The organism is Emergencia sp. (genome assembly GCF_048465375.1).
GTDB lineage: Bacteria > Bacillota > Clostridia > Peptostreptococcales > Anaerovoracaceae > Senimuribacter.
Genome location: NZ_DBFWLQ010000006.1, coordinates 49980 through 76376, shown reverse-complemented (window position 1 = coordinate 76376; position 26397 = coordinate 49980). Strand labels below are relative to the sequence as shown.

26 protein-coding genes are annotated in these 26397 nt (G+C 47.0%); all 26 read right to left on the bottom strand.

The window, feature by feature from the left end; translation table 11 throughout:
* Positions 1 to 21: 21 nt before the first annotated feature.
* Entirely contained in the window at positions 22 to 1599 is a 1578-nt protein-coding gene (locus ACMQ5W_RS04665) for a glycine betaine ABC transporter substrate-binding protein (RefSeq protein ID WP_419023783.1), read from the bottom strand.
* The gene (locus ACMQ5W_RS04660) at positions 1596 to 2741 is read right to left on the bottom strand and encodes an ABC transporter ATP-binding protein (RefSeq protein ID WP_148493208.1); all 1146 of its coding nucleotides are present in this window, start codon (positions 2739 to 2741) and stop codon (positions 1596 to 1598) included. Before ACMQ5W_RS04660 ends, ACMQ5W_RS04665 begins: the two co-directional genes overlap by 4 nt.
* Before the next feature lie 1051 nt (positions 2742 to 3792).
* Positions 3793 to 4680: a GGDEF domain-containing protein gene (locus tag ACMQ5W_RS04655; RefSeq protein WP_419023781.1), complete on the bottom strand. Its 888-nt coding sequence runs from the start codon at positions 4678 to 4680 to the stop codon at positions 3793 to 3795.
* A 28-nt stretch (positions 4681 to 4708) separates the two neighbouring features.
* Entirely contained in the window at positions 4709 to 5005 is a 297-nt protein-coding gene (locus ACMQ5W_RS04650; RefSeq protein ID WP_419023780.1) for an STAS domain-containing protein, read from the bottom strand.
* Between the two features lie 9 nt (positions 5006 to 5014).
* Entirely contained in the window at positions 5015 to 5428 is a 414-nt protein-coding gene (locus tag ACMQ5W_RS04645; RefSeq protein WP_419023778.1) for an ATP-binding protein, read from the bottom strand.
* 60 nt (positions 5429 to 5488) lie between these two features.
* On the bottom strand, positions 5489 to 7474 hold the full coding sequence (locus tag ACMQ5W_RS04640; RefSeq protein ID WP_419023776.1) for a SpoIIE family protein phosphatase: 1986 nt from the start codon (positions 7472 to 7474) through the stop codon (positions 5489 to 5491).
* An 11-nt stretch (positions 7475 to 7485) separates the two neighbouring features.
* Entirely contained in the window at positions 7486 to 8190 is a 705-nt protein-coding gene (locus ACMQ5W_RS04635; protein ID WP_419023774.1) for a hypothetical protein, read from the bottom strand.
* The gene (locus ACMQ5W_RS04630) at positions 8187 to 9083 is read right to left on the bottom strand and encodes a DMT family transporter (protein WP_148493214.1); all 897 of its coding nucleotides are present in this window, start codon (positions 9081 to 9083) and stop codon (positions 8187 to 8189) included. Before ACMQ5W_RS04630 ends, ACMQ5W_RS04635 begins: the two co-directional genes overlap by 4 nt.
* 6 nt (positions 9084 to 9089) lie before the next feature.
* Positions 9090 to 9554, bottom strand: coding sequence for a DUF3574 domain-containing protein (locus ACMQ5W_RS04625; RefSeq protein ID WP_419023772.1), 465 nt, complete (start codon positions 9552 to 9554; stop codon positions 9090 to 9092).
* A gap of 91 nt (positions 9555 to 9645) precedes the next feature.
* Positions 9646 to 10965, bottom strand: coding sequence for a GHKL domain-containing protein (locus ACMQ5W_RS04620; RefSeq protein ID WP_419023770.1), 1320 nt, complete (start codon positions 10963 to 10965; stop codon positions 9646 to 9648).
* Positions 10966 to 11064: 99 nt separating this feature from the next.
* The gene (locus tag ACMQ5W_RS04615; RefSeq protein WP_419023768.1) at positions 11065 to 11790 is read right to left on the bottom strand and encodes a LytR/AlgR family response regulator transcription factor; all 726 of its coding nucleotides are present in this window, start codon (positions 11788 to 11790) and stop codon (positions 11065 to 11067) included.
* 28 nt (positions 11791 to 11818) lie between these two features.
* Complete coding sequence (locus tag ACMQ5W_RS04610) at positions 11819 to 12043, bottom strand: hypothetical protein (RefSeq protein ID WP_419023767.1); 225 nt, start codon at positions 12041 to 12043, stop codon at positions 11819 to 11821.
* A 13-nt stretch (positions 12044 to 12056) separates the two neighbouring features.
* Positions 12057 to 12596 (bottom strand): RNA polymerase sigma factor, encoded by a 540-nt coding sequence (locus ACMQ5W_RS04605; RefSeq protein WP_419023765.1) that lies wholly within the window; start codon positions 12594 to 12596, stop codon positions 12057 to 12059.
* A 161-nt stretch (positions 12597 to 12757) separates the two neighbouring features.
* The gene (locus tag ACMQ5W_RS04600; RefSeq protein WP_148493220.1) at positions 12758 to 12955 is read right to left on the bottom strand and encodes a hypothetical protein; all 198 of its coding nucleotides are present in this window, start codon (positions 12953 to 12955) and stop codon (positions 12758 to 12760) included.
* Between the two features lie 178 nt (positions 12956 to 13133).
* On the bottom strand, positions 13134 to 13379 hold the full coding sequence (locus ACMQ5W_RS04595; protein ID WP_148493221.1) for a hypothetical protein: 246 nt from the start codon (positions 13377 to 13379) through the stop codon (positions 13134 to 13136).
* A 13-nt stretch (positions 13380 to 13392) separates the two neighbouring features.
* Positions 13393 to 13638 carry a hypothetical protein gene (locus ACMQ5W_RS04590; RefSeq protein WP_148493222.1) on the bottom strand — a complete coding sequence of 82 codons (246 nt, stop codon included), beginning with the start codon at positions 13636 to 13638 and terminating at the stop codon, positions 13393 to 13395.
* A 20-nt stretch (positions 13639 to 13658) separates the two neighbouring features.
* Positions 13659 to 13919 (bottom strand): hypothetical protein, encoded by a 261-nt coding sequence (locus tag ACMQ5W_RS04585; RefSeq protein ID WP_419023764.1) that lies wholly within the window; start codon positions 13917 to 13919, stop codon positions 13659 to 13661.
* An 80-nt stretch (positions 13920 to 13999) separates the two neighbouring features.
* Positions 14000 to 16174 carry an NHLP bacteriocin export ABC transporter permease/ATPase subunit gene (locus tag ACMQ5W_RS04580; protein WP_419023762.1) on the bottom strand — a complete coding sequence of 725 codons (2175 nt, stop codon included), beginning with the start codon at positions 16172 to 16174 and terminating at the stop codon, positions 14000 to 14002.
* Between the two features lie 9 nt (positions 16175 to 16183).
* Positions 16184 to 18328, bottom strand: coding sequence for an NHLP family bacteriocin export ABC transporter peptidase/permease/ATPase subunit (locus ACMQ5W_RS04575; protein ID WP_419023760.1), 2145 nt, complete (start codon positions 18326 to 18328; stop codon positions 16184 to 16186).
* Between the two features lie 10 nt (positions 18329 to 18338).
* A complete protein-coding gene (locus ACMQ5W_RS04570; protein WP_419023758.1) occupies positions 18339 to 18935 on the bottom strand; it encodes a hypothetical protein in 597 nt (198 codons plus the stop codon).
* Between the two features lie 169 nt (positions 18936 to 19104).
* A complete protein-coding gene (locus tag ACMQ5W_RS04565; protein ID WP_419023756.1) occupies positions 19105 to 20682 on the bottom strand; it encodes a glycine betaine ABC transporter substrate-binding protein in 1578 nt (525 codons plus the stop codon).
* Positions 20682 to 21824, bottom strand: coding sequence for a betaine/proline/choline family ABC transporter ATP-binding protein (locus tag ACMQ5W_RS04560; protein WP_419023755.1), 1143 nt, complete (start codon positions 21822 to 21824; stop codon positions 20682 to 20684). The genes ACMQ5W_RS04565 and ACMQ5W_RS04560 overlap by 1 nt, the downstream gene beginning before the upstream one ends.
* A 218-nt stretch (positions 21825 to 22042) precedes the next feature.
* The gene (locus ACMQ5W_RS04555) at positions 22043 to 22495 is read right to left on the bottom strand and encodes a hypothetical protein (RefSeq protein ID WP_148493228.1); all 453 of its coding nucleotides are present in this window, start codon (positions 22493 to 22495) and stop codon (positions 22043 to 22045) included.
* 18 nt (positions 22496 to 22513) lie between these two features.
* Complete coding sequence (locus tag ACMQ5W_RS04550) at positions 22514 to 23779, bottom strand: ArsB/NhaD family transporter (RefSeq protein ID WP_419023753.1); 1266 nt, start codon at positions 23777 to 23779, stop codon at positions 22514 to 22516.
* Positions 23780 to 23958: 179 nt separating this feature from the next.
* Positions 23959 to 24558, bottom strand: a complete 600-nt coding sequence (locus ACMQ5W_RS04545) for a lactate utilization protein (protein WP_419023751.1) — start codon at positions 24556 to 24558, stop codon at positions 23959 to 23961.
* A 76-nt stretch (positions 24559 to 24634) separates the two neighbouring features.
* Positions 24635 to 26266, bottom strand: coding sequence for a Na/Pi cotransporter family protein (locus ACMQ5W_RS04540; protein ID WP_419023749.1), 1632 nt, complete (start codon positions 26264 to 26266; stop codon positions 24635 to 24637).
* Positions 26267 to 26397: the final 131 nt, after the last annotated feature.

The window sequence follows — 26397 nt, the reverse complement described above, 5'->3', positions numbered from 1 at the left end:
TGTCTCCCGCTGCTTGTATACTTAAATTAATCCGATGGATTTGAGGAAGTCTCTTGCTACATCCTCAGGCTCTTTTCCCTCTTCATCGACCTGGTAGTTCAGTTCCTGCATGATTTCATCAGACAAGTAACTGCTCAGCTTGTTAATGCTGACTTCCAGTTCAGGGTATTTCTTCAGAGTGTCTTCTCTGATCATCGGCACCGCATAATACGGCGGGAAGTACCCTTCGTCATCGGTCAAGGTGACCAGATTGTATTTCTTCAAAAGTCCGTCGGTTGCAAAAGCGTTTACAATGTCAACCTCTCCGTTTTCAAGGGCGGTAAACCTCGGTGAACCATCGAGTCCTACTGATTCTTTAAACTTAATGCCATACTTTTTCTCAAGACCTGGCAGCCCGTCATCCGGTCTGTTGAGGAACTCCAGCGTAGCTCCGATCTTCAGTTGAGAATCACATTTTTTAAAGTCCTTGATGCTCTTAAGTCCGTACTTCTTCGCTGTTTCCTTGCTGACAGCCAGGGTGTAAGTGTTATTGAAGCCTGCCTGCTCTAGGAAGAGAATGTTATAATCCTTTTCCAGCTCATCTTTACATTCGTTATACACAGCCTCCATATCCGGTTTTGCTACGTGCTGCAACAGACTGACGTAGACGGTGCCTGTGTAATCCACGTACATGTCGATTTCACCCTTTTTCATCGCTTCAAAGCAAACCTGACTGCCGCCTAAGTTCAACTGTCTCACCACATTGATATCCGTGTCGTGTTCAATGATATCCGCATACATATTGCAGAGAATCAGCTGCTCTGTGAAATCTTTGCTGCCTACTGTAATGGTCTTCTCCTCTTGCTTCATGTTGCCGATCACAGTGTTGCCCACCAAAACGACAATCAAAACACCGGCAACTGCGAGAACGACTTTTTGTCTTCTTCTCTTCCTCTTCAGTTCTTCCTTTGATTTGCCAAAAGCTTTCTGCAGACTGATCGGTGTTACCAGCTTTTCTACCAGACCCATGAGGAAGTCTACAAGCAAGGCCAGAAGACACGCTGGAATAGCGCCGGCCAAAATCTGCAGATTGTTGACGGTTCTGATGCCGGAAAAGACCAGGTATCCCAGACCGCCTGCACCGATAAAGGCCGCCATAGTCATCAAACCTACCGCAGTAACTGCAGAAATTCGCACCCCAGCCATGATGACAGGCAGTGCCATAGGCAGTTTCACTTTCTGAAGCACCTGCCACTTTGTCAGTCCGATACCTTTTGCCGCTTCCACCATTTCCGGGTCGATACTGGCAATTCCTGTATAGGTATTTTTGATAATCGGTAGTAAGGAATAGATAATTACCATGACCACTGCCGGCAGGGTTCCGATGCCCAGCAGCGGAATAGCAAGTCCCAGCAAGGCCATACTCGGTATCGCCTGTACTACGTTAGCAGCGCCGATAATCGGTTTGTCCAGCTTCTTTACATAGCTGATCAGAATCCCGAGAGGTACGCCGATTACGATGGCGAAGCCGACAGAGATTGCGGTCATTTCGATGTGTTCAAAGAGAAGGCTGATAATCTGTGAAATATGTGCCGCCATATATTTTACTAATGCGATCATTTTTCAATCACCACCCCTTCTGTATTGTCATCGGTCAAGAACTGTTTGCTCAATGTGGATACCAGATTGCTGTTAGTCAAGAGACCGACGAGTCTTTCCTCCCGATCAAGAACCGGGATGTTGTTGACTTCACTTTCCTCGACCATTTTAAGTACGTTGACGATACTGTCGCCTACGTGGGCCACATAAGCCACCTCGTGCATGATGTCCTCTGCCGGCATCAAAGGTCTGGTCGCCTTGAACAGGTCTTTTCTGCCTACGATGCCTCTGAGCTTATTTTCCTCATCGACTACAAGCAGGGTGTCGATGTGGTGATCTCTCATCCGCTTGATGCAGCGGTTTCTGATCATATCACCCTTACAGGTAATCGGATGAGAAATCATGAAGTCTTCCACGCGGATGTATTCTGGAGAATCCCAGATCCGGTTTGTTCCAACAAAGTTAGATACAAATTCGTCCACCGGCTTTTTCAAAATCATCTCCGGCGTGTCGTACTGCAGGATATGGCCGTCTTTCATGATACAAATCCTGTCTGCGATTTTGATAGCCTCGTCCATATCGTGGGTTACAAAGACCATAGTCTTTCCTACCTTTGCCTGCAGCTCTATGAGTTCATCCTGCAGACTGCTTCTGGTCACCGGGTCCAAAGCAGAAAACGGCTCGTCCAGAAGCACGATATCCGGATCGTTAGCCAATGCTCTGATTACACCGATTCTCTGACGCTGTCCGCCGGACAGCTCAGTCGGATAGCGGTCTAGGAATTCTTCTGGATTCAGATCTACCATCTTCATCAGCCTGACGGTGTTGTCGACAATAGCTTGGGGGTCTTTTTTCTCTAGACGTTCAATAATCTCAATGTTCTGCCTCACGGTCATATGGGGAAACAGTCCTCCTTGCTGGATGACATAGCCCATATTTCTGCGCAACTGCACCTTGTCCATTTCTTCGATGTTTTTTCCATCAATAAAAATATCCCCTTTACTAGGCGGGATCAGTCGGTTTATCATCTTCAATGTCGTTGTCTTTCCGCAGCCGCTGGGGCCGATTAAGACGGTCAGTTCTTTATCTTTGATTTCCATTGAAATGTCTGATAACACGACGTTTCCTTTAAAATCCTTCGTCACGTCACGGAACTGGATCATGTTCATACCTCCGTTCTTTCAATAATTTATTTTAGATTATACCATGACGATGCCTTCAGAAATAGAATCGAACGTCATGATTCAATGGTTCTTCCCTTGCGACAACGTCGTAAGATTGTAGAACCATTATACCAAAAAATTTAGAATCTTGTCAAATCTTGCAGAAGCTTGCGTTTATTGGTCCCAGTTTTCCAACAGAAAATCGATGATGTTGATATGCCTGATTCCATCTTGATTCATTGGTATTTCGTCCATGGATATGATACATTTAGGATGGTAATCACCTATTTTCTGAAGGGGAGCCAGTAATATAGATATCCACGTTTACTCTGATATAAAATGAGTCCACTACCCTTTGAAAGTCAGTGACTGCCTATATTTCATCAAGAAAAATATAAGTCTTTTTTCCGGGTACAACCCGCTCTGTTATATAGCTGTGCAAAGCCCTATAGTCCAACAGATGCTCACAGTTTACATCTTTAAAGTTAACTGATATCATCTAGCGTTTGTATCACCTTTTTTATAGTATACCATAAAAACTTTCTTATAAAAATTTTTTTATAATGCACTAAAAAAGTGGAAATGACGGAATCAAGCGGTCAAGTCTGCCAAATCAAGATTTGGGGACTTTTTGCATGAGACCTGCCAACGATTTACTTAACGTAAATCGGGCTAGGGCTTCAAGATTCCTATTTCCACATTCCGTAACACACTCGTTTTGTACTTTTTGCCATATTTTTATTTCTCCTGCACAAAAACTCACCGCAGTATGGGCAGGTTCAGCGTTGACAGGCGTATATAATTAAGAAAGAGAGACTGTAAAAGCACTCAAAGTTACTTTTAGGGTCGTCATAAAGAGTTATCATATCATAAAAATCATCAAAAAATAACCAGCGGCAAAATAACGCCCTCCAAATCTCCATTTATTCTCTTTTTATAATCTTCTGCAAAGGGTAAATTGTGCAAATCAAGAAAGTTTGCTCAAAAAGTACAAAATAACCGTGGAGAGCAGCACCGCCCGATCGGAGTATGTCCCGTGAGGGAATTCCGATTATTTTACACCTTTCATTACTTTTTTATTCTCATACATGCGTCGATCCGCTTCTGTAACCAGGGATCCTAAGTCCCTGCCTGATGGACTCCAAGCGCTGCCCACCGCCACACTGCAGGGGATCAATTCTCCTTTATCCAGTTCCTTTAAGGTGTTGAGAATTCGCTTCCGACACCGCTCAAGCTCCTCTTTCGTACAATTCGGGGCGATTAAGATAAATTCATCACCGCCGATTCGGTAGCATCTTCTGCCTCTGCCCGCCGATGTAAAAATCGCCTCCGCCAGACGGCACAGCAGCCGATCACCCTCCGAGTGAAAGTAACTGTCATTAACCTCTTTCAAATTATTTAAGTCAAAAAAGAGGATTCCCGCGCATTCCACATCTTGAAATGCCCCTTCCAGGTCGGCAATATATTGATTTCGGTTGTATACGCCAGTCAGCTTATCATGGGAGCTTTCAAATTCCAGTATTTTGCCGATTTTATCCCGGTCACAGGCCAGATGCTGCATAGCCGCCATCTCTCTGATAGCGTCCCGACCGAGTTCCATCATATCTCCAACTAGGTTGACATTACCCAGACGGTATAAACATCCATCAATATCGACAAGACGATTTTTAATCTTATACCACTGTTTCGATCTTCTATCATAAAAATCCCAGACGTAAACTTCACCCTGCTGCCAAGCCGCTTCGTGCAGACAGGGGCAGAAATCACAAGGTCCCTCTCTGCCAGCCATAGCTTGATAGCAATAGCGGCCGACGATGGATTCTTGTAAAGGATTTATAAATGCATTAGCATAACAGATTACTTTTGTTTTTTCCTCTATAATATAAAGACCTTCTATACACGGAAGGAATGCCTCCCACAACTTCTCGTTCAGTTCCATGCCGGCCTCCTCCCTCCCTGTACAGCATTTATTCAATGGTCAAAATATCGATAAAGCCTGTCACTTCAAATACTTCCATAACCATATCGTTGACATTTCTGACTATCATTTTTCCTTGTTTGTTCATCTGCTTCTGTGCCGCCAAAATAACGCGCAAACCAGCTGACGAGAGGTAAGCCAGCGTATCCATATCCATGATCAAGGTTTCGACACCATCCAGGCTGGCTTTCAGTTCAGTCTCAAGATCTGGTGCGGTGTTCGTGTCTAACCTGCCATCCAAGGCCAACGTCAATACTGTCTCTTCTTTGTTTTTCGTGATTTTCATGATATCCTCCTAGTTTTCAGCTCTCTTTTTCAACGTTAATATATTTTTTCCGTCTTGATATTCATAGTAGATTTCATCCATGCTCTGTTTCACCATATAGATGCCCAGACCCCCGATTTCTCGCTCTTCAGCCGAGAGGGTAACGTCAGGATCTTCCTTTTGCAATGGATTATAGGGCCTTCCTCGGTCAATAAATCGAATCGTTGCCTGTGAAGGTGCGGCCTCTGTCTCCACCCTTATGGTCACTTCCCCTACATAGGGTCTGTAAGCATAGCGGGCGATGTTGACAAACAATTCTTCAATCGCTATATTGATCTGCACCTGTACTTTTGCAGGAAATTGACTGCGCTCTAAATTCGCGTCTATAAACTCCAGAACTCGGTCCAAACTCTCTGGAACAGCCTCCAACGTCATTTGTGCCATTTTCTCACCTCCTAATGGTTCTGCCCCAAAACTTGATTTTGGCTAGGCAGACCTTATGCTTTAAATCCCCAATCGAGGGGCATCCTCTATGCCACGCGATGGGCTGGATTTTGTCGTATCATGGTTCTGCCCCCAAACTTTCAAGGCCAGCATCGTGATGTCGTCAAATTGAGGAGCTTCGCCTGCAAAGGCGTCTACATCCTCCTTCACGCTTTTGATCAGTTCCGCCGGAGCCGCCTGCTTGTTTTCGTCGAGAATGTTTTTCAGCCGTTCCTCACCGTAAAGTTCCTCCTTTAAATCCGTCGCTTCGGTCACTCCATCTGTATAGAGATAGAGTGTATCTCCTGGCTGAAAATCAAAGGTTCCTGTGCGGTAATGCATTCCTTCCATACCCGCCAGTACAAAACCGACCCTCATCTTCAGATATGTAAATTCACCCTCACTGGTACAAATGGCCGGTGGATTATGACCGGCATTGGCAAACTCCATATGACCCGTGGAAATTTCCAAAATCCCCAGCCAGGCAGTGACGAACAGCCCCTCATCGTTGCTTTCACAAAGCTGCTCGTTGACTTCGTCAAATACCTCTGCCGCCGATTTCCCTGTCTGCGCCTGATCCTTAATAAGTGTTTTTGCGATGACCATAAACAAAGCCGCCGGGACACCTTTGCCAGATACATCGGCGATGACTACAGCCAGATGATCTTCATCCACCAGAAAGAAATCGTAAAAGTCCCCGCCTACCTCCTTGGCCGGTCTCATGGAAGCGGAAAGGTCAAATTCTGTTCTCTCGGGGAATGGCGGAAAGATACAGGGGAGCATGCTGGCCTGTATATGCGTCGCTACATCTAACTCTGCCCCAATCCGCTCCTTCTCTGCTGTCACCTGCGTCAGATTATCCATATAGGTTTCCAGGTCTGCTGCCATCTTCACAAAGGATCGTGCCAGATTTCCCACCTCCGTTTTTTTCTTGCACAGAGGTTCACAGACTTCGATGATCTTTTCGTGGTCGATTGCCTGCGACCTGTCTTCTGCGTAATATCGCGTTACAGCCGATAGACGCTCCAGCGGTACAGTGATATTGGTTTCCATATACCAGAGAAACACCAGAGAAATCAGGAAAAACAAGTTCAGGGAAATCGCCACGTAGCTGTACACCCTGTTCCACAAATCCACAGATGCTGCTTCCTGAGCCAAAAAACCATGATAAGCGGCATTACCGGCAATGGCTCCCGCAATAATCCCCAGTATCAGAAATATGAGAATGATTTTTTCGTTCATGGACAACGGGTGCCTGCCCTTTCGTTCTTTCAGTACCTGACCCGTTGGCGGCCAGACCGCAGCAGCAAAGAATAATAGAAAGGCTGCCGCCGCAAAAGGCCAAACGGACAGAAGTCCAGGTCTCAGCGCTTCTGTCAGGGTAAAAGCGCAGAGCAGGAAAAGTCCACCCCAGACTGACAGAAGTCCTCTTTGCGACTGTACTTTTCCTTTCTGGACATCAACAGAAATCCCTGTCACGGATACGAGAATAAGCACAGGCATGCCCAGAAGAATGCAGAAATCAAAGTTGTTCAACAGCAGCACAAAAGTAGTCGTTGAAAGGAACTGCGAGATGCCGAAGCCTTCCATCAGAAATCCCAGCAGACCTGCCATCATCAGAGAATCAATGGCAACGATAAATAGATATTTGACCACATGTCTGGCCGTATCCAGTTTGGGAAAGTCCTGCTCAGCGCCGCGAGACCCAAAAGCGTGCCACAGTTTAAAGGGTATGTAACCGTATAGGAACTGGGCAGCAAACCCTGTCAGACATAAACCCAAGGAATAACCCGATAAGATGTCGGCCATCAGATTTCCCAATGCAGTACCCAGTGCTCCCCAAAACCCAAAGAGAAGGCCGAAAGCTGGCGGCAGGGCACTGGCAGGACGCACTTCCGTGACCGGCATCAGAGAGAATAATTCCCGAAATGGCACAGTCACCGCGAAAAAAATAAGACCACACAGAAATGCTCTGATTAAGTTTCTATATATTGTTTTTCTTTCCATAAGTCCTTCCTCTATAAAAGCAGATAAAGCAACAGCAGCAGAGAGATTACATTCAGAAATCCCGCCACAGCTTGGTTTCCTGGCAGCCAGCCTGTGAAAACACCGGCAGCGATGACAACCATCAATAGAGTATAAGCGATCAGTACAGACTTTTTCATACTTTTCAGCCAGTGATATTTGCTTTCCTTTGCCTCTGTACAGACCAAATTGACTGAATCAGAGGTCAGTACGATAAACAGTGGCAGCCCCAAAGCTACAGAAAAGCCAAAGTTGTTGAAAAGCACATAAGTGAAAATCGTCTCGATCCACGAATCAAAGAAGTAGTAGAGGCCAAATCCGAGCATACAGGCAGCAGTCAGTGCTGATAAGGCTGATAAGTACACATAAAGACCGATGTTCTTCCAGGTATGTACGTTCGGTTCCTCTTTTTTCAACAGATGCCACAGCTTATAAGGCAGATAGGCCGCTACAAAATTAGCAAAGAATCCCAGAACCGATGTCAGATTGAAAGTACCGAAGGCGTCGGCAATGAGGTTTCCGATTCCGCAGCCCAAGGCGCCGATCGAACCAAAGCTGAGCCCCGCCAACATAGGCACCGCATTGACCGGCCTGACCTCTGTAAATCCCTCCACCAGTACCATGACCTTGAAAGCCGCGCCCAGCACAGCAAAGACCGCTGTACAAATCAGGAATTGTTTCCCCTTTGATAATCTCATGTCTTCTGCTCCTTTCTCTTATCGAGGAAGTCCGTTCCCGCTACAACCGCGCCTGCCATGATAAACATGGCTCCCAGCAGAGACTCCAAGTGAAACACTTCTTTGGCGCCGAAGCTGGCCGGAATCAGTAACGCTAGAATCAGTGTTACAATAGGCTCTGTGGAGGCGATGATGGTAACACTGACCGGGCTTGTATAGCGCTGAGAATACATCAGCATGATGTAGGCGTACGCCTTTGCAAAGAATGCCAAAATAAAGATGGACGACAGCAGCTCTTTCGTATATTCGATGCTGGCGAAAGTCCGAGGCTCTTCTATGAACCACAGCAAAAAACCGATGATCGCGGTAAAACACATCTGAACGACACCCAGGAGCAGGGGATCCGTACTCTTGGTAAAATAGTCTGCAGAGATGGTGTAGACTGCCATAAACAGACAAGCGATAATCATATAAAAAGTGCCCGCGTTGAGGAATCCACTCAGTGCAAATTCACTGGTCAATGCCAGACCAAAGAGAATAATGGGAATCCCCAGCATGTTATTTTTCGTCGGATAGCGATGCAGCATCAGCAGAAGTAAGGGAACAAATAAAATATTCAAAGAGGAGATAAAGCTGGCATTAGAGGAAGGGAGCTGATTGATGCCAGCCTTCTCTGCCAGAAGATTTCCAGCCATGAGCAAGGACAGCAAAAAACCCTGCCCCAATATCCGCAGAGTGATTTTTCGCAGCTGCTTTGCAAACACGATAACTAACACCACACTAGCTGTACCTGTGGTCAGTGTCAGGTAGGCGTAAGATGATAAATCCGGCGGCAGGCTTTTGATAAAAACATAAGAAGCTGCCCAACAGAGAGTGATGGAAAATAGTACGATATTATTTTCTTTCCTCGTCATTGCAGATCACTCCTTATCTCCGTAATAATAGGTCGATTGACTCTCTGTCATTTCCAGGAGAATGGAGTTCTGATTTAATGCAGTGAGAACTTCGTCCATGACAGCTTTGATTTGATCCTCTGTCACATCGTAGAAGGAATAGACCAGTGTATTTTCCTGTGTCAAGGTGCCAGTTTCATCTACCCAGCCGCCTGTGGCTTTGGAAGACGTATATCCTTCCACATATCTGGTGCAGATTTTGTTGACGATTCTTCTCGCCTTGTCCGTAGAAATCAGTTGGCTGTAAGTCTCTTTGTCGTTGGTGCCGATATAAAGCGTGTATTTCTCCTTTGTTTCCACATCGTCAAAGGCTGTCTCCCCATGTGTCTGCGCCTCCCCTCCTGTCAACAGGTAGATGGCTAATCCGCCAGTTGCCGTCAGGTTGATCAGCAGCAAGATGATAATGATGTTTTTCTTGATCTTCTTTTCCATGAAACTTCTCCTTTAAGTCTATATACGAATTGCGGCGCAAATCGTCTCAAAAAAAATTACACTTCTATCAAAATAATAAAAGTGTAATCTGTTAAAGTTCTTCTAGGATCAATACGATCTGCAGAATAAAGGTCTGCTCTTCTGTGTAGTAGCGCAGATACCCGTCGTATTTATCGACCACTCGCTGTATGCTTCGCATGCCAAAACCATGCTGTTCCTGCTCCTTGGTGGATTGCAAAAGTCCATTTTTCTCTCGCAGTATCCCGTCAAAACTGTTGCGGATATCGAAGATCAACTTTTTCTTTTCGTATCGCAGCCTTATATGCAGCTCTCTTTCTTTACAGACTTTTCTGCAGCCTTCCACTGCATTTTCCAGGGCGTTGCCTAAAAGCACGCTCAAATCCATCTCGTTGCAAAGTATCTTTGCAGGCAGATCCGCCTCGCAGCTGTAAGTGATATCTTCTGTTTCAGACAGCCAGGCGTAGTAACTCAATATGACATTGGCGGTGCCATTTCTGCAGTACACCTTCACCTCTTCCATCACATTCCTGAAGTTCAGCTCCTCCAGATAGGCTTCGATTTTTTCGTACTGTCTGCTGCTGCAATACTCTGAAATCATGCGGAAATGATGGGCCAGATCGTGGCGGATAATACGGGTCTGCTCTAAAGTGTTCATCATGTTCTTATACTGCTGCTCCATCTGCGCGAGCCTCATACTGTTGATACGCTGTTCATTCTGCCGTTGTGCTTCTGCCAGACCTTTTTCAATTTCCTGGCTCAGATTTAAAATAGTATAGATGACCAATACTACAGCACAATATATAGTAAGAATCAAAAGGACTGCAAAGCCATATTCTTTCGGACGTTCTGTGATGGGTTTTGGATAAGCAAAGAATACTACAAAAGCCAGATAGAATAAACCTGTGACAACTGCCATCAAGCTCCAGCCTTTGCTGACTGAGGCCAAGGCCTTAGCAAAAGGCTTTTTAACAAACCTCCACATCAGCCAAGCTGCCAAGAGCATCAGCGTACACCTGATAAAGACATGGGCGATGGGCCGCCAGCCAAAGCATGTATCTACGACGATAAACCCTAAACCATTTATCGAAGTGATGGATAAAAGAGAAATAAAATAAGTGACGAGATATCTTCCTCCCTTATACTTTGAAAATACCCAGAACACCACGAAAGTGAGGGGTATCCAAATTGCCAGCATAGAATTGTTTGCCGCCATGATACCTTTGAAATGAGCGACCGCAGCCATCATCAGCGCACACACTGACAGAGAAAAGACTGCCGTCATTCTATATCTTCTATTCACTTTTTGGGGAACGTAGACACTGAAAAAGGTGATTAAAACGCATGCGATCATCACGATGTTGATGACAGTAAACTGATCTGCATTTAACATGAACGACTCCTTATCGACTCTTCTAAAGATGATTCTGATAATATATACGCATCCTTCGCAGAATTGTCTCAAAGCAGATCATATCAATGACAGTGTTATTTACAATGTGGTTTTGAGAACGTACTGGTAATACGCTTCTTTCAAAGCCTTCATCTCCTGTCTGCGGATAGGCACCTGCGTTCCGTCCTCCATGTGAAATACTTTATCTACCTTTATTACATTCTCAAAATTTACGATGAAGCTCTGATGGCAGCGGACGAAGCTTCTACCCTCCACCTCATCCTCTACATCGACCAGCTTGGCGCTGATGCGGTGTACGTTTCCATCGCGCAAATGAATGTAAACGTAAGGTGTCTGGCTTTCCATATAGATGATGTCATTATAAGGAATCCGTTCCTGGGTCGTGCCGTTTTTCACTAAAAGACTTTCTTTTCTGTCGGCATGAAAAAAGCGCACAAAATTGTCCAAAAGTTCCACCAGAGTTTCTGCCTTGATGGGTTTCAGCAGATAGCTGTATGCGTGAACGCCGTAACCAGCGAGGGCAAACTCATCGGTGGTGGTGATTAAGATGATGCTCACCTTCTTGTCGTACTGGCGAAGCTGTTCTGCCACCTTCATGCCGTGGGATTTTTTCATAAATATATCTAAAAAAATCGCATCAAAACAGGTGCCGTCTCCATCAGCATAGTCGTCAAGAAGCACGGTACCTTCTTCGTATTCTGTTATTTCAATTTTTTCGTTCCGTTTATAAAAATAAGCCGTCAAAACCTTTTTTACAAATTCCCGGTCCTCAGCAAAGTCATCACAGATTGCAAACCGTATCATAAAAACTTCTCCTATATAAAATGATGCATTATCTTCTCGGTTTCACGCGGTTCAAGATGTGCCTGCAGACACTGTTTTCCAGCATGATCTCGTTAGACCTTCTGAAATCCGCATACCGGCAGTACCAACATTCTTTTACGTTATAAGTCATCGCGTCGTCTGGTTCAAAGTATCGACACACGTGGTCCGGCATGATGATCGGATATCCATCACTGGTAATACCAATTATACCACATACTTTTTTTTCTTCCATCCTGCTATCTCCTCTATATGATATCTTCATAATGTATCCCTTTTTCCTGAAGATATTTCAGCATCTTTTTCAGCGCCCTCTCATGGAGGGTTCTGATCGTACTGCTGTTCTTTCCAAGACGGCTGCCAATCTCCGTAAAACTGAGACCTTCAAAATATCGAAGATAGATAACTGGACGTTCCTTTTCGTTGAGTATGGCTATCAAAGCTTCTGTACTGCCTCGATACGCTTGCGTATATTCTCTGTAGGCGTCTTCAAAAGAGAGGGAATATTTGACTGAATCGACATAATCCTCGATATCGGATTCCAACTTCGCTTTTCTATAGTAGTCGATGACCGTGTTTCTGGCGATGGTGTAAATCCAAGTAGAAAAAGAGGCTTTCCGCTCATCGAATTTATCTATATTCTCTACTACCTTCATAAAAACGCTGCTGACCAAATCGTCACAGATGGCGCTATTATTGATCTGATAATATATGTAATTATATATTTTAGGGAAGAATTCTTTGTAAATATCAATTAATATTTCTTCTGTATCCCGTCGTCTCTCCACTCTGTGCCTCCATTCTGTCCCGCTGTGTAACCTACTGCCATGATAGCAAAAAAAATTCCCAAAATAGTAAATCACCGATTTCTGCACTTTTTTCATTGAAATCTGTCGTTTCGTCAAAATACGACAAAAGACTTTCTCACATTTTCATGTTCAGAAAGTCTTCAGCGTTTTTTCTTTTCTTTTAATTGTTCAATCGCTTTCTGCTCCTCTTTGCTGATTCCGGCAGCCGCGATCTGTTCCTCGTATTCCTCGGGGATTTCCCTTGCCCGCAGCTTCTGATAGCGCAGGAGGTCGAGTAGCAGGCTGTCTTTGATCCTGCTGTCCTTAGAAAAGTCCTTTCGTACCCATCTCTCATTCATCAACGTTCCTCCTAATGGTCCTGCCCCAAATCTTTGATTTGGCTTGGCAGACCTTATGCTTTAGCGCCCCACAAGCGTCAGCGAGTGGCTAGGCGCTAGTCGTATAATAGGTCCTCACCTTCTATAACGGGCACCAGCTATGTGCCTTACGCACATAGCTGTCCTGCCCATCGTTGTTTTAGTCGTTTCTCACAGAGCAGACATGCCAGCTGTCATCTTTCATCAGCTTGGTACATGCGCCGCAGGTATTCTTGAATGCCAGGAGCTTCAAGTTATAGAAATTTGATCCCGGATCATAGTACGGGCAGTTCTTTGCGGAGGTCAAGGCTGTGGTGATTCTGTGTCCGTTATGGACGGCAGCACCGCCGTCTACACTTTCAAGCTCCATCTCGCTGAGCTCTGTCGGCATCTTCTTTTCTTCCATGTCCAGGTCCTCCTTACTCATTTCTCGCATCGCACAGATGCCAACCGAATTCTGAAATCATGTGTACACAGGCGCCGCAGGTATTGCTGATGCCTATGACCTTTTTGTTGTAGAAGTTGCTGCCGGCCTCATAGAACGGGCATCCTTTTGCGGAGCTGACGCCCGTTATGATTCTATGTCCGTTAAATACACCGGATCCACCGTCTACGCTCTGAATTTCTTCTTCTGTCAATTCTACTGCTTTCTTTTCCTCTGTCATCTTACTTTCCTCCTTTAAATTTACACTTCACAGGTTCTTGCTCTGCACACATGCCAGCCATCGTCATTCATCAAATGCTTGCACGCGCCGCAGGTTCTGTTAATCGCCAAAATATGTTCATTATAGAAGTTTCTTCCGGCTTCATAGTACTGGCAGGTCTTGGCACTGGTGATTCCCGTTGTGATCATGTGGCCGTAGTAAAAGCCATTTTGTCCGCCGTCTACAGCCTCAAGTTCCTCATCAGTCAGCTCTGTGACCTTTTTTTCTTTTTCTTCAACCATATTGTTTCCTCCATTGACATCCTTTGCGATTGCCTTGTATCTATATATACGGCGCAGACGTCAAAGTGTCTCAAAAGTTTTCAGACCATCTGTCTTTTTACCAATTCTGCAAATTTTCCGTTCAGTTCCACCAACTGGTCAAAGGTGCCGTCCTCGGCGATTTTGCCGTTTTCCAGATAGATGATGCGGTCGCACTGCTTGATGGTGGACAGGCGGTGGGCGATGACGATCCTGGTGCTCCTGAGGCCGCTGAGGGATTCTGACACCTGCTTCTGGGTGATGTTGTCAAGGGCGCTGGTCGCCTCGTCGAACATGATGATCTTCGGCTTCGGCGCAATGGCCCTGGCAATCATGATTCTCTGCTTCTGACCGCCGGAAATGCCGCCGCTGCCCTCAGAAATGACGGTGTGCATGTTCATGGGCATCCGCTGGATATCCTCGGCGATACCAGCCATTCTCGCCGCCTCCCAGGCGTCGTCCAGTCCCAGCCATGGAGCTGAGACTACGATATTGGAATAGATGTCTCCTGCAAAGAGGGAGCTGTTCTGCATGACGACCCCGATATTGCGGCGGACCGACTTCACGTCCAGGGAATTCAGATCCTTACCGTCAAAGTACACCGATCCCGTCTGCGGCTTTTCAAAGCCCAGCAGGATCCGCATCAGCGTAGACTTGCCGCAGCCGGTTTTGCCGACGATGGCCACATACTGGTTCGGTCTGATTTTCAAGGATAGGTTGTCGATGATCTTCGGACCGCCCTGAGAATATTGAAAGGAGATGTTGCTCAGCTCAATGGAACCGTTCAGCTTGGTCACTGCCTTCTTGTTTTCCTCCACTTCCGGCATGGTTTTCATGATCGGTTCCACCATCTCCATAGCCGGCTTGATATCGGAAATCACGTTGGTAATACTGGACAGACCCATGATCGCCGTGCTCACCAGGCCGTAGGACGTGGTGAAGGCCATGTAGTCAGCCGCCGATACGCCAGTCACCGCCGCAATGTAATAGAGCACCAGCAGATTGCCGAAGGTGAAGACCACCGAAAATACCGGCGCCAGCCTGATGATCATCGGCGGATTGTATTCCAGATCCGCACTGGTCCTGTAAGTCTTTGCCCAGCGTCCGAACATCCTCTTCTCAGAGCCTGACAGCTTGATCTTCTGAATGCCGGAAAAGAGAGCGAACACCATGCCGTTCAGCCTGGCGTTGGCAGCCAGCCGCTTGCGGGAATAACCCAGTTGCAGAATGCTGCTGACCATGGTATAGACCAGGTTCAGCAGCAGGATGGCTACAGCCGTAACAGCCAGCGCCTTTGAATACCTGGTGATCTGCACCACGTAGACGATGGAAAACACGGCAGTCAGACCCGTATTCATGAGGGTGTCCTGCAGCATCTTCGACAGCGTATCCATGTTCTCCAGCCGTTTCGAAAGCTCTCCGGAGGAATAGGTCTTGAAAAACCCTGCCGGCAGCAGAAGCAGCCTGGCCATGGAGGCACTTTTCACCGCAATGCTCAGCTTCTTCTCTATCTTCGCGTCCAGGATCGTGTTGCAGATGCCGAACAGGTTGTTTGCGACGAGGGAGGTGACCACCAGAATCGCCATGGGCAGCACGTAGAAGCTGACCCCTGCCGGTATGACGCTGGAAAAAATCATCTGCGTCGCATAAGGCGTGATCAGGCCGATCAGGCTTACCGCTAGGGTCAGCGCCGCCACATAGGCATAATCCCAAAAACTCAGGGACTTTGCCATGAAGATGACCAGGTCTTTGATGTTCAGTGATTTCAATGGAAAAGCACGGTAGAAGCAGTAGGCGTCCCCTTCAAACTCTTCCGCCACTTTCTTCGTCACCCGCACCCGCCTGCCTTTTTGCTTGTCAAAATAGCTGTATCCACTGGTACGACTGGGCAGAAGCGCCACCACCGTGCCGTCCTTCTTCGCGGCCAGAATCGGATTGATGGAATCCTTGTACCAGGTATCCGTCAGCTCGATGCGCCTTCTCATGGCGCCTGTAGGCCGCAGCATGTATTCGATCTGATCGTTCAAGTCTTTGATTTCTTCCGGAACCTCTACGATTTTTACGTGAAGGTATTTCAAAATCGCTTCTATGGCGCTTTGGGATTCCTCCCTGCTGTTTTCCATCTTCTCTCTGCCTGCTGAGGGCATGACCACAGAGGACAAATCCTGAAAGGCGCCCTCAAAGAGCTCATTATCTTTTGCTTTTCTTTCTTCTAGTTGTTCTCCAAACCAGCTCATAGTACCCTCCTATTCCGTGGTGATCAGCTGGGTGTAGAGGCCGCCCTTTGCCATCAGCTCTTCATGGGTGCCTCTTTCCACAACTTCACCGTAATTCATAACGACGATTTCATCACAGTCCCGAATGGTCGAAAGACGATGGGCCACGATGATGCAGGTGATCCCGCGATCCTTGATGGCGTTGATGACCTCGTACTCCGTCTTTGCGTCCAGCGCGCTGGTCGCTTCGTCCATGATGACGATGCTGGGATCCTGCGCCAATACGCGGGCAATCTCCAGTCTCTGCCGCTGTCCGCCAGAGAAGTTCTTTCCGCCCTCGGTCAGCTTGCAGTCGTAGCCTTCGCGGAGCATGATTTCCTCGTGCATGCTGGCGTCTTTTGCCGCCATGATCATCTCAAAATCTTCGATGGACTGATCCCACATCTTGATATTGTTCCTGATGGAGTCTTCGAACAGGATGATGTCCTGATCCACGACAGCCACAGAACTGGTGAAGATCATGTGGTTCAGCTCCTCCATGGGTTTCCCGTCAAATTCGATGGTGCCGGACCACGGTTTGTACAGTCCCGAAATCAGCTTGGTCATGGTGGATTTGCCGCAGCCGGAGCCGCCCACAAAGGCCACCTTTGATCCCGGCTTGATGTCGATGCTGAAGTCTTTGATCAAGGCGGGAGAATTGGTGCTGTAGCCAAAGGTCACATCCTTCAGGCGGATATCGCCGCTCAGTTTTTTTGCTCCCTCTAAGGATTCCTTCTCGTCTCTGGTGTAATCCACGTCTGCCGGATATTCCATGACATCCTCCACTCTCTCCATAGAGGCGCGCATCTGCTGCACGGTGGTGCCCACGTTGATCAGTGACAGGGCCGGTGAGAGAAATTCAGCAATAAATCCCTGAAAGGCCATGAGCATGCCGACGGTAAAATCGCCATTGATGATCAGCGATGCGCCGATGAGCAGCACGGAGCTGTTTGCCAAGGAAGTCAGAAACTGGGGGATGCTGTTCATGTAGATGTTGGTCTTCAGCACCCTGTTATTTTCCACCGATTCTCTGGCGATGAAGCCGGACCAACGCTCAAAGAAGCCGCTCTCCGCACCGGCGGCTTTGATGGTCTCGATCATCTCGATGCCAGAGGTGGTGGTGCTGTCCACCTTGCCTCTCTCACGCATAGCCACACGGCTGATGTTCATGATTTTGTTGGATATATAGCCCGCCGAAAACAGGTTGATTGCCACGGTGACCAGTCCCACCACCGTCAGAATCACGCTGTATCTGAACATGATGGTCAGATACAGGACCAGGGTCAGCAGATCCAGCCCCGCCGGCGCCAGCTCGCCTACCAGGGTATTGGTGATGGACTGGTTCAGACTCTGCCGCCCCACCAGGTCACCGGCGTTTCTCTGTGAAAAGAAGTTCATGGGCAGACGGAGAACGTGCCACATGAATTCCGAGTTGGCCGTAATGGCAAACTTGCCCTGTATCTTGCGCAGGTAAATGGCCTGCAGGTAATTGACGACAATGCTGAAGACAAGGACGATTGCCATGGTTCCAATAAATGGCATCAGCCAGTCCGACTGGCCTTTGGTCAGGATGCTGTCCATAAAGACCTTGGAAAACAGCGGCTGTATAATGCCGACTACAGTGATGAACACGGTCGTGATAAAGACGAAGATGACAGCGGATTTCGTTCCCCGCAGCCTCTTCCCGGCAAAATTCATCACGCTGCGTTTCTCTCCGCCGGTCTCGAAGTCATCGTTCTTCTCAAACATGATTACTACGCCTGTAAAGGCTCTGTCAAATTCCTTCATGGAGACTGTCACCCGCCCTCGAGCCGGGTCGTTGAGGACAGCGCCCTTTTTTGTAAATCCGCATAGGACGACAAAGTGATTAAAATTCCAATGGATGATTGCCGGAAAAGAGATTTCCTGAACCATATCCAGCTCGTAGCGGAAGGCTCTCGCCGTCAGACCATAATCAGCCGCCGCGGATTTGATCGCCTTTACGCTGGTCCCATCTCTGGATACGCCGCAGGCCATGCGGACCTTTTCCAGCGGTTCCACCCGCCCGTGGTAGCCTAGGATCATGGCTAAGGATGCAGCTCCGCATTCCAGGGCTTCCATCTGCATGACAACTGGTACTTTGATTGGTTTTGCCATGATGCGCCTCCTACTCTAAGATCAGTTCTATCGGTTTTTGATTCTCGACTACGGCAAGAGCGGTACCGGTAGAACCTTTTTTGACCGTAACGTCTTTCCCTTTACTGCTGGACCAGGCAATGCCGCTGGCAGTTTCTTTGTCCGCATCAAAGGAAATAATCACCAAAATCCCCACGGAGTCCGGCATCAGATAACCGGCCAGTTCTTTATTCTTGACCAGGCTGACGATTTCCTCTTCTGATGTAGGGAATTCGCCGATACTCTCGATTCTGCCTTTCATGTATCCGTAAGTTTCTCGGTCAGCCGTATTTGGAGAAACCTGTACTTCCATACCCGTCTTCAATTCCGCCGCAGTTTCTACAGATACCACTGCGGCCATTTTGTTGCAGCGTTCCTGTTCCTCGCTGGCATAAAAGGCGCCCGACAGGTTTTCCGTGAGAGGGATGTTCCCCCAAAGCCCCCAGGCCAGTCCTCCCAGTAGCAGCAGGCCTAAAGCCGCCAGCATGATGACGACACTGGGGTTGATGACCTTGATGTAGTCATTCATCTTTTCCGGGGAAGAGATCCGCTCCAGGTTTGATTTTCTAAATACTTCTTTGTTATCCATGCCTTCCTCCTATCGTAGTCTGCGACCTTTGGGCAGACTGATTTACTTCACCTATACCTTTTGTATACGGCGCGGAAGGCAAAACGTCTCAAAAAAGAAAAAAAGAACTGCCACTGCGGCAGCTTTTCAGCCGCCGTCAGCAACAACTCTTTCATTTTCATATATAGAATTAAATCAGGCCCTGCTCCTTGGCAAACTCTCTTGCCACGTCAGCTGGTTCTTTTCCTTTTTCATCTACCTGGTAATTCAGTTCCTGCATGACCTCGTTGGTGAGGATCTTGCTCAGTTTATTGATGACGTCTTCCAATTCCGGATACGTTTCGAGGGTCTCCTCGTTGATGATCGGAATAGCATAATACGGTGGGAAAAATCCGTCGCTGTCTTCCAGGACCTTCAGGTTGTACTTCTTCAAAAGTCCATCTGTGGCAAAGGCGTCAACGATATCCGTGTCACCGTTTTTCAAGGCAGTGAATCTCGGTGAGCCGTCGATGCCTACCGTCTTCTTGAACTTAAAGTTGTATTTCTTCAACAGACCTGGCAGGCCGTCGTCCTGTCTGTTCTGAAACTCAAGCGTAGTGCCCAGTGACAGCTGAGAGTCACACTTGAGCAGATCTTTCATGGTCTTCAGGCCGTATTTCTTTGCCGTCTCCTGAGAGACCGCCAGGGTATAGGTATTGTTAAAGTTAGCCTGTTCCAAAACTTTGATCTTGTACTTCTCATGCAGTGCCTTTTTGCACTCGTCATAGACTGCCTGCATATCCGATTTAGCCGGTTGATTGAGGATGTTGACATAAATCGTGCCAGTATAGTCCACATACATGTCGATTTCACCCTTCTTCATAGCCTCAAAGCAGACCTGGCTGCCGCCTAAGTTTTCTTTTCGAACCACATTGATGTCCGTATCGTGTTCAATGACGTCGGCATATAAGTTACAGAGAATCAGCTGCTCGGTGAAGTCCTTGCTGCCTATGGTAATGGTCTTTTCTTCCTGGTTCATGTTTCCAATCACCGTATTTCCTACTAAGACTACAATCAAAGCCGCGGCGACTGCCAAGACGATTTTCTCTCTTTTTCTCTTCTTTTTCAGTTCCGCCTTTGCTGTGCCGAAAGCACTCTGCAAACTGATCGGCGTTACTAACTTTTCTACCAGCCCCATGAGGAAGTCTACCAGAAGGGCTAAGAGACATGCCGGAATGGCACCGGCCAGAATCTGCAGATTATTGACCGTTCTGATACCTGAGAAAACCAGATATCCCAAACCGCCTGCACCGATAAATGCCGCCATGGTCATGAGCCCCACTGCGGTTACAGCGGAAATTCGCACGCCTGCCATGATGACTGGCAGTGCCATTGGAATTTTGACCTTAGCCAGGACCTGCCACTTCGTTAACCCAATCCCCTTTGCCGCTTCTACCAGATCCGGATCGATGCTGGCGATACCGGTATAGGTATTTTTGATAATCGGCAGCAGCGAATAGATGATAACCATAACTACCGCCGGTAAGGCTCCGATACCGAGAAGCGGTATGGCTAGACCGAGAAGCGCCATGCTCGGTATTGCCTGTACCACGTTGGCTACACCGATAATGGGCTTATCCAGCTTTTTGACATAACTGATCAAAATACCGAGCGGCACGCCGATGAGGATGGCAAATCCCACAGCGATGGCTGTCATTTCGATATGTTCCATAAGCAGATCTGCAATCTGCCCCAGATGCTGGGTCATGTATTTAAATAGTGCAATCATTACTGGCTCACCGTCCCTTCCGTACTGTCTTCCGTCAGGAACTGTTTACTCAGTGTAGAGACCAGGTTACTGTTAGTCAAAAGTCCCACCAGTCTTTCCTCATTGTCGAGAACTGGGATGTTGTTGACCTCTGTCTCTTCCACCATCTTGAGCACATCGACGATGTTGTCGCCTAAGTGAGCAAAATATGCCACTTCGTGCATGATATCCTGTGCCTGCATCAACGGTCTATTGGCCTTAAACAGATCCTTTCTGCCGACGATGCCGCGCAGCCTCTTGTCTTCATCCACGACCAGCAGGGAATCAATATGATGATCCCTCATGCGCTTGATACATCTGTTCCTAATCATATCGCCTTTACAGGTTATTGGGGTTTTGATCATAAAGTCTTCGACTTTTATGTATTCTGGGGAGTCCCATATTCTGTTGGTGCCGACGAAGTTGGCTACAAATTCGTCAGCCGGCTGTTTTAGGATCATTTCCGGCGTATCAAACTGGAGAATGTGACCACCTTTCATGATGCAGATCTTATCTGCAATTTTGATGGCCTCGTCCATATCGTGTGTAACGAAGACCATAGTCTTCCCTACCTTAGACTGGAGCTCAATCAGTTCATCCTGCAGGCTGCTTCTAGTTACAGGGTCCAGAGCCGAGAAAGGTTCATCCAATAAAATGATATCAGGGTCGTTGGCAAGGGCCCTGATGACGCCGATTCTCTGTCGCTGTCCGCCTGAAAGCTCTGTCGGGTATCTGTCAAGAAACTGATCAGGATCCAGATCCACCATCTTCATCAGTTTCTTGGTGTTTTCCACAATCTCTTCAGGATTTTTCTTTTCCATGCGCTCGATAATCTCGATGTTCTGACGAATGGTCATATGGGGAAACAGGCCGCCCTGCTGGATGACGTAACCCATGTTCCTGCGAAGCTGGACTTTGTCCATCTCTTCGATGTCCTTATCATCGATAAAAATCTTGCCTTTACTTGTTGGTATTAATCTGTTGATCATTTTCAGCGTCGTTGTCTTTCCGCAACCGCTGGGACCGATGAGGACGGTCAGTTCACCGTCACCTATGTCCATAGAAATGTCTGATAAGACGACGTTACCTTTGAATTCTTTCGTAACGTCTCGAAATTGAATCATTAAAAAAACCCCCTATCTGATTCTCAATTAATCGTGCCTTCTGCAGACCAGAATACACATGTCCGCAAAAGTATAAGTTCCCCAATGTATATAATTATACCGACAATTCTGAACAAAGTCAAACGACAAAAGTCGATAATTGTTGAAATTGACGCAAAAAAAGAGAGCATATTTCCCTTCATGCGGAAAAATATACTCTCAAAACGGTTATTTATACATTAAGTCAAGAACGGCGAAACCGCAGTGATTTCAGCAATCAGAGTATGCAGCTTCTGCATCTCCTCTTCTATTTTTTCCAGGTTTTCCCGATCTACGTTACGTGTCATAAAAAGATTTTCAATTTCTTTGTCAAAAGTGGCTAAACTGCCTGCCACATCGATAAATTTTGTAAAATTGGAACTGTTATACGCCGACTGAAACTTTCTGAGATCTGTGCCGATGATGTCCACAATCTGCTGCTCATTATAAATCTTTCCAATCATCATCGGATAAGGGCTGACTCTCTGCAGATAGATTTCTTCCTCTTTTACTTCGTACATATAAGTGATTTTCAGTTCTTCCCCTAAATCAAATTTAGCAATATTGATATGGGCCGGTGAAGTTTTGATGGATTTCGCCCCCATCTGCCGCAGCATGATGTTGACCATATCGTCTGAAATTCTGTTTCTCATGATTGTTCAGCTCCTTCCTTACACAGCATATCTGATCAAAAGATAGATCATGGCCAGCACGACGGACATGATCATCACTGGGAATCCCACCTTCGTATATTCTTTGAAGGTAATCGGATAACCGTGCTTACCGCTGATGCCAGAGAGCACCACGTTAGCCGACGCACCGATCAGGGTACCGTTGCCGCCAAGGCATGCTCCCAGGGAAATTGCCCACCACAACGGGGTAATGTTGATTCCGCTTTCGCCCAAAGCCAGTACCAGCGGTATCAATGTAGCTACAAAAGGGATATTGTCCAAGACGGAAGACAAGAGTGCCGATGCCCAAAGCAATACCATCATCGTCATGATCTCATGACCCTTTGTCATATTGATGACAAGCTGTGCCAGCTGTCCGATTACACCGGTTTCGTCTAAGCCGCCTACAACGATGAACAGGCCTGCGAAAAAAAGAATGGTCGTCCACTCTACCTCACCAATGATGTAATCCACGTTTTGTCTGCCGATGACCAACATGACGGCTGCCGCTGTCAATGCCACCGTTGCCGACTCAATTCCCAACTGGCTGTGAAACATGAAACCGACTACGACCAAAATCATGACGACGATGCTCTTGTAGAGCAGCGGTATATCCTCTATGGCCTTGTTTTCATCCAGCTCCATAACGGAAAGAATCGCGCCCTCATCAGCTGTCAGTTTTGATTTGTAGACAAATTTCATGACCAGTATCAGCGCTACAATTACAACGACGGCCACAACCCCCGTATTGACGATGAAGTCGACGAAATCAAGTCCGGCTGCACTGCCGATCATGATATTCGGCGGGTCACCGATCAAAGTTGCCGTACCGCCGATATTGGATGCCAGTATCTGGGTCATCAGAAAAGGTACCGGATTGACTTTGAGCATCCTGGCGATAGTGATAGTCATAGGCCCTACCAGCAGGACAGTAGTCACATTGTCCAGGAATGCAGATAACACGGCTGTAATCACCATGAAAGCGACCATGATCTTCCACGGATTTCCATGGGCGAGCTTGGCCGCTTTGATTGCAATATATTCGAAAATACCCGAATTTTTGACAACAGAGACAAAGATCATCATACCGATCAATACCCCGATCGTATTGAAATCTATGTATCCCACAGCCTTGTCCACCGTAAGGATATGGGTCAGCATCAGCACGACTGCTCCTGCCAAAGCCACCGCCGTCCTGTGCACCTTCTCCGTCATAATTGCCACAATAACGATTAAAAAAACGATAATTGCTATCACTGCTTCCACTTTTTCACCTCTTGCTGTCAGATTCTGCTCCTTGCATAACATGGATTGTAGCACTTTTAAATAAAAAAGCAATGGCTTTACTAACATTCAAAAATATCAGAAATTGTCGCAAATGATCGAATCCCGCAGAATATCAAGGATGTCGTGGGATTTCAACTTTAGTATTATTTTTATTTTCTTTAAAAGCCCAGTGTTTCGTTGATGAGAACGACTTCCATCTCCTCGTGGCGCATCTTTTTGAAGTGAATCATCAGACCGTTGCAGATGCGGTCCGGACTGCTGCAGTCATAACATTTGTCACCGCCATGGTAGGCACAGGGCGTCTTCAGACCTTTCCGCAGAGCATTCTTCGGTGCTGCTACATTGCGCACTCTCCAAAGAGCTTTTTCCAGATCCGGCTCTATTTTGTTGGTGCCGAAGACCAGATACACTTTTCTGTGTCCATACAAGGTTCCCGCCACACGATTTCCAGTTCCATCCAGATTAATCAGTATTCCATCTTCTGTGGCTCCATTGACTGAGGTCACATAGAACTCCGCCTGCATGCCGTCTTTCGCCGCTTTAAAAAAATCCTCGCCATGTTCTGGATCATAGACCATGTTATGCGCAGAAAGTTTTTCGTACAGGTCCATTGAAAGCAGCGTCTGTGAATCGCCAAAAGCCACCGTCGTCTGATTGATTTCTCTGTCCAGATAATCGGCAGCTGCCGCAGCTGTCTCGAAATAGGAAACCTGGTAGTTGTTTTTTTCAAAAGCTTTTGCAATCTTTTTAATATCCATCTCTCCATCCTCCCTTTGCAGTTCTTCTCTAGACATTTTACATCTACTCACAGATAGTTTCAACTCACCTTTTTCATCATATTTCTCCGTACTGCTCTGCGATATTTAAAGCGTGGTCGCCGATACGTTCAAAATCTGTGACCATTTCTGAAAAAAGGATGCCTGCTTCAGCTGAGCAGCCGCCTTCTTTCATCCTGTTGATCTGGTTATTCCGCATGGTTTCACTCATATCGTCGATTCTCTGTTCATTCTGCGCCGTCAGCTTCAGCACTTCCTTACCATCCTTTTCATGACCGTTTTTAATACAAGTCAGCGTCTGATCTGTCAGTGTCTTCATCTCTGCAGTTTCTTTGATCGCCTGATCAGACAGCAGGATATCCCCCTTTTCAATAGCATGGGCATATTCTGCAATATTCATGGCATGATCGCCGATTCTCTCCAGATTGCCCACAATCTTATAATAGGAACCGATTCGCTCTGAATCGGATTCGCTCATCTCAAGGACGACCACCTTTGCAATATATTTAGAAATTTCCGCATTGAGATAATCGATATATTCTTCTCTGGCGGTGATGTTCTCCATCTGGCTGCATTTACGCGTAACTACCGCCTCAAAACCATCTCTTACGTTCTGCCACACCAAATCGAACATGCGGGCGATTTCATTGTCAAGCTGCTTGATGGACACCGAAATCTGTCCCACCTGTCTTGTTTTTCGTCCGTCGATAGGTTCCAGATAAATCAGCTTATGTGTCTCTTCACGTTCATCATCGCCGCCCGGCAAAATCTTTGTCGCTGCTTTTGCCATCAGATTTCCGAAAGGAAGAAGTAACAAGGTGGTGACGATGTTGAAAACAGTATGTACATTGGCAATTTGTGCCACAGTATTACCCGGTGTAAAGCTTTCCATCCATAAGACAAAAGGTGTCGTCATGCAGATCGCGGTGAAAAGGAAGGTTCCGATGATATTGAACATCAGGTGGATGATTGTTGAACGCTTGGCGTTGACCTTTGTTCCAATGGATGCCAGAACCGCTGTGATACAGGTGCCGATATTCTGACCGAACAGCACATACACCGCTTGAGGCAGACCGAGAACGCCGCTGGCGGCAAGTGCCTGCAGTATTCCCACCGAGGCAGAGGAGGACTGAATCAGCGCTGTAAAGATGGCTCCTGCCAGAATTCCCACCAAAGGATTATCAAATTTGGTAATCAGATTGGTAAATACTGCCGAATCCTGCAGCGGCTCCATGGCTGTACTCATCATGTTCATACCGATGAAAAGCACGCCCAGGCCTGCTATGATATTGCCAAGATGCTGTGCTTTCTCACTTTTCAGAAAGACCATCATCACGACGCCGATGAAGGTGATCAAGGGTGCAATCGCACTGACATCCAAGGCAATCAGCTGTCCAGTGATGGTTGTACCAATGTTAGCGCCCATAATCACCCACACTGCTTGATTCAGAGTCATCAAACCGGCAGAAACGAAGCCCACCACCATGACAGTCGTGGCCGAAGAGGACTGAATGACCGCTGTGATCCCTGCGCCCACTAAGACTCCCTTTACGCGGTTGGAGGTCAGCTTCTCCAAAATAGTCTTCATTTTATTGCCTGCAGCAGCTTCCAGACCGCTGCTCATCATCTGCATGCCATACAGGAACAGAGCCAGTCCGCCCAGAAGCATTAAAACATCACTTGTGCCCATTTCTGCATCTCCTTTTATAATAGAACTTCATTTGATGCGTCGATATGAGTTCGTTGTTCGTCAGCATCGTCCGCACCTGGTGATAACGGAATTCATTCATCTCTCCTTCATTAATCCACGTTTGATACTTG

What these genes read in the sequence shown, in the direction of transcription:
- ACMQ5W_RS04665 (WP_419023783.1), bottom strand. Translation starts at nt 1,599, where the DNA reads ATGATCGCATTAGTAAAATATATGGCGGCACATATTTCACAGATTATC.
- ACMQ5W_RS04660 (WP_148493208.1), bottom strand. Translation starts at nt 2,741, where the DNA reads ATGATCCAGTTCCGTGACGTGACGAAGGATTTTAAAGGAAACGTCGTG.
- ACMQ5W_RS04655 (WP_419023781.1), bottom strand. Translation starts at nt 4,680, where the DNA reads ATGGAACTGAACGAGAAGTTGTGGGAGGCATTCCTTCCGTGTATAGAA.
- ACMQ5W_RS04650 (WP_419023780.1), bottom strand. Translation starts at nt 5,005, where the DNA reads ATGAAAATCACGAAAAACAAAGAAGAGACAGTATTGACGTTGGCCTTG.
- ACMQ5W_RS04645 (WP_419023778.1), bottom strand. Translation starts at nt 5,428, where the DNA reads ATGGCACAAATGACGTTGGAGGCTGTTCCAGAGAGTTTGGACCGAGTT.
- ACMQ5W_RS04640 (WP_419023776.1), bottom strand. Translation starts at nt 7,474, where the DNA reads ATGGAAAGAAAAACAATATATAGAAACTTAATCAGAGCATTTCTGTGT.
- ACMQ5W_RS04635 (WP_419023774.1), bottom strand. Translation starts at nt 8,190, where the DNA reads ATGAGATTATCAAAGGGGAAACAATTCCTGATTTGTACAGCGGTCTTT.
- ACMQ5W_RS04630 (WP_148493214.1), bottom strand. Translation starts at nt 9,083, where the DNA reads ATGACGAGGAAAGAAAATAATATCGTACTATTTTCCATCACTCTCTGT.
- ACMQ5W_RS04625 (WP_419023772.1), bottom strand. Translation starts at nt 9,554, where the DNA reads ATGGAAAAGAAGATCAAGAAAAACATCATTATCATCTTGCTGCTGATC.
- ACMQ5W_RS04620 (WP_419023770.1), bottom strand. Translation starts at nt 10,965, where the DNA reads ATGTTAAATGCAGATCAGTTTACTGTCATCAACATCGTGATGATCGCA.
- ACMQ5W_RS04615 (WP_419023768.1), bottom strand. Translation starts at nt 11,790, where the DNA reads ATGATACGGTTTGCAATCTGTGATGACTTTGCTGAGGACCGGGAATTT.
- ACMQ5W_RS04610 (WP_419023767.1), bottom strand. Translation starts at nt 12,043, where the DNA reads ATGGAAGAAAAAAAAGTATGTGGTATAATTGGTATTACCAGTGATGGA.
- ACMQ5W_RS04600 (WP_148493220.1), bottom strand. Translation starts at nt 12,955, where the DNA reads ATGAATGAGAGATGGGTACGAAAGGACTTTTCTAAGGACAGCAGGATC.
- ACMQ5W_RS04595 (WP_148493221.1), bottom strand. Translation starts at nt 13,379, where the DNA reads ATGGAAGAAAAGAAGATGCCGACAGAGCTCAGCGAGATGGAGCTTGAA.
- ACMQ5W_RS04590 (WP_148493222.1), bottom strand. Translation starts at nt 13,638, where the DNA reads ATGACAGAGGAAAAGAAAGCAGTAGAATTGACAGAAGAAGAAATTCAG.
- ACMQ5W_RS04585 (WP_419023764.1), bottom strand. Translation starts at nt 13,919, where the DNA reads ATGGTTGAAGAAAAAGAAAAAAAGGTCACAGAGCTGACTGATGAGGAA.
- ACMQ5W_RS04580 (WP_419023762.1), bottom strand. Translation starts at nt 16,174, where the DNA reads ATGAGCTGGTTTGGAGAACAACTAGAAGAAAGAAAAGCAAAAGATAAT.
- ACMQ5W_RS04575 (WP_419023760.1), bottom strand. Translation starts at nt 18,328, where the DNA reads ATGGCAAAACCAATCAAAGTACCAGTTGTCATGCAGATGGAAGCCCTG.
- ACMQ5W_RS04570 (WP_419023758.1), bottom strand. Translation starts at nt 18,935, where the DNA reads ATGGATAACAAAGAAGTATTTAGAAAATCAAACCTGGAGCGGATCTCT.
- ACMQ5W_RS04565 (WP_419023756.1), bottom strand. Translation starts at nt 20,682, where the DNA reads ATGATTGCACTATTTAAATACATGACCCAGCATCTGGGGCAGATTGCA.
- ACMQ5W_RS04560 (WP_419023755.1), bottom strand. Translation starts at nt 21,824, where the DNA reads ATGATTCAATTTCGAGACGTTACGAAAGAATTCAAAGGTAACGTCGTC.
- ACMQ5W_RS04555 (WP_148493228.1), bottom strand. Translation starts at nt 22,495, where the DNA reads ATGAGAAACAGAATTTCAGACGATATGGTCAACATCATGCTGCGGCAG.
- ACMQ5W_RS04545 (WP_419023751.1), bottom strand. Translation starts at nt 24,558, where the DNA reads ATGGATATTAAAAAGATTGCAAAAGCTTTTGAAAAAAACAACTACCAG.
- ACMQ5W_RS04540 (WP_419023749.1), bottom strand. Translation starts at nt 26,266, where the DNA reads ATGGGCACAAGTGATGTTTTAATGCTTCTGGGCGGACTGGCTCTGTTC.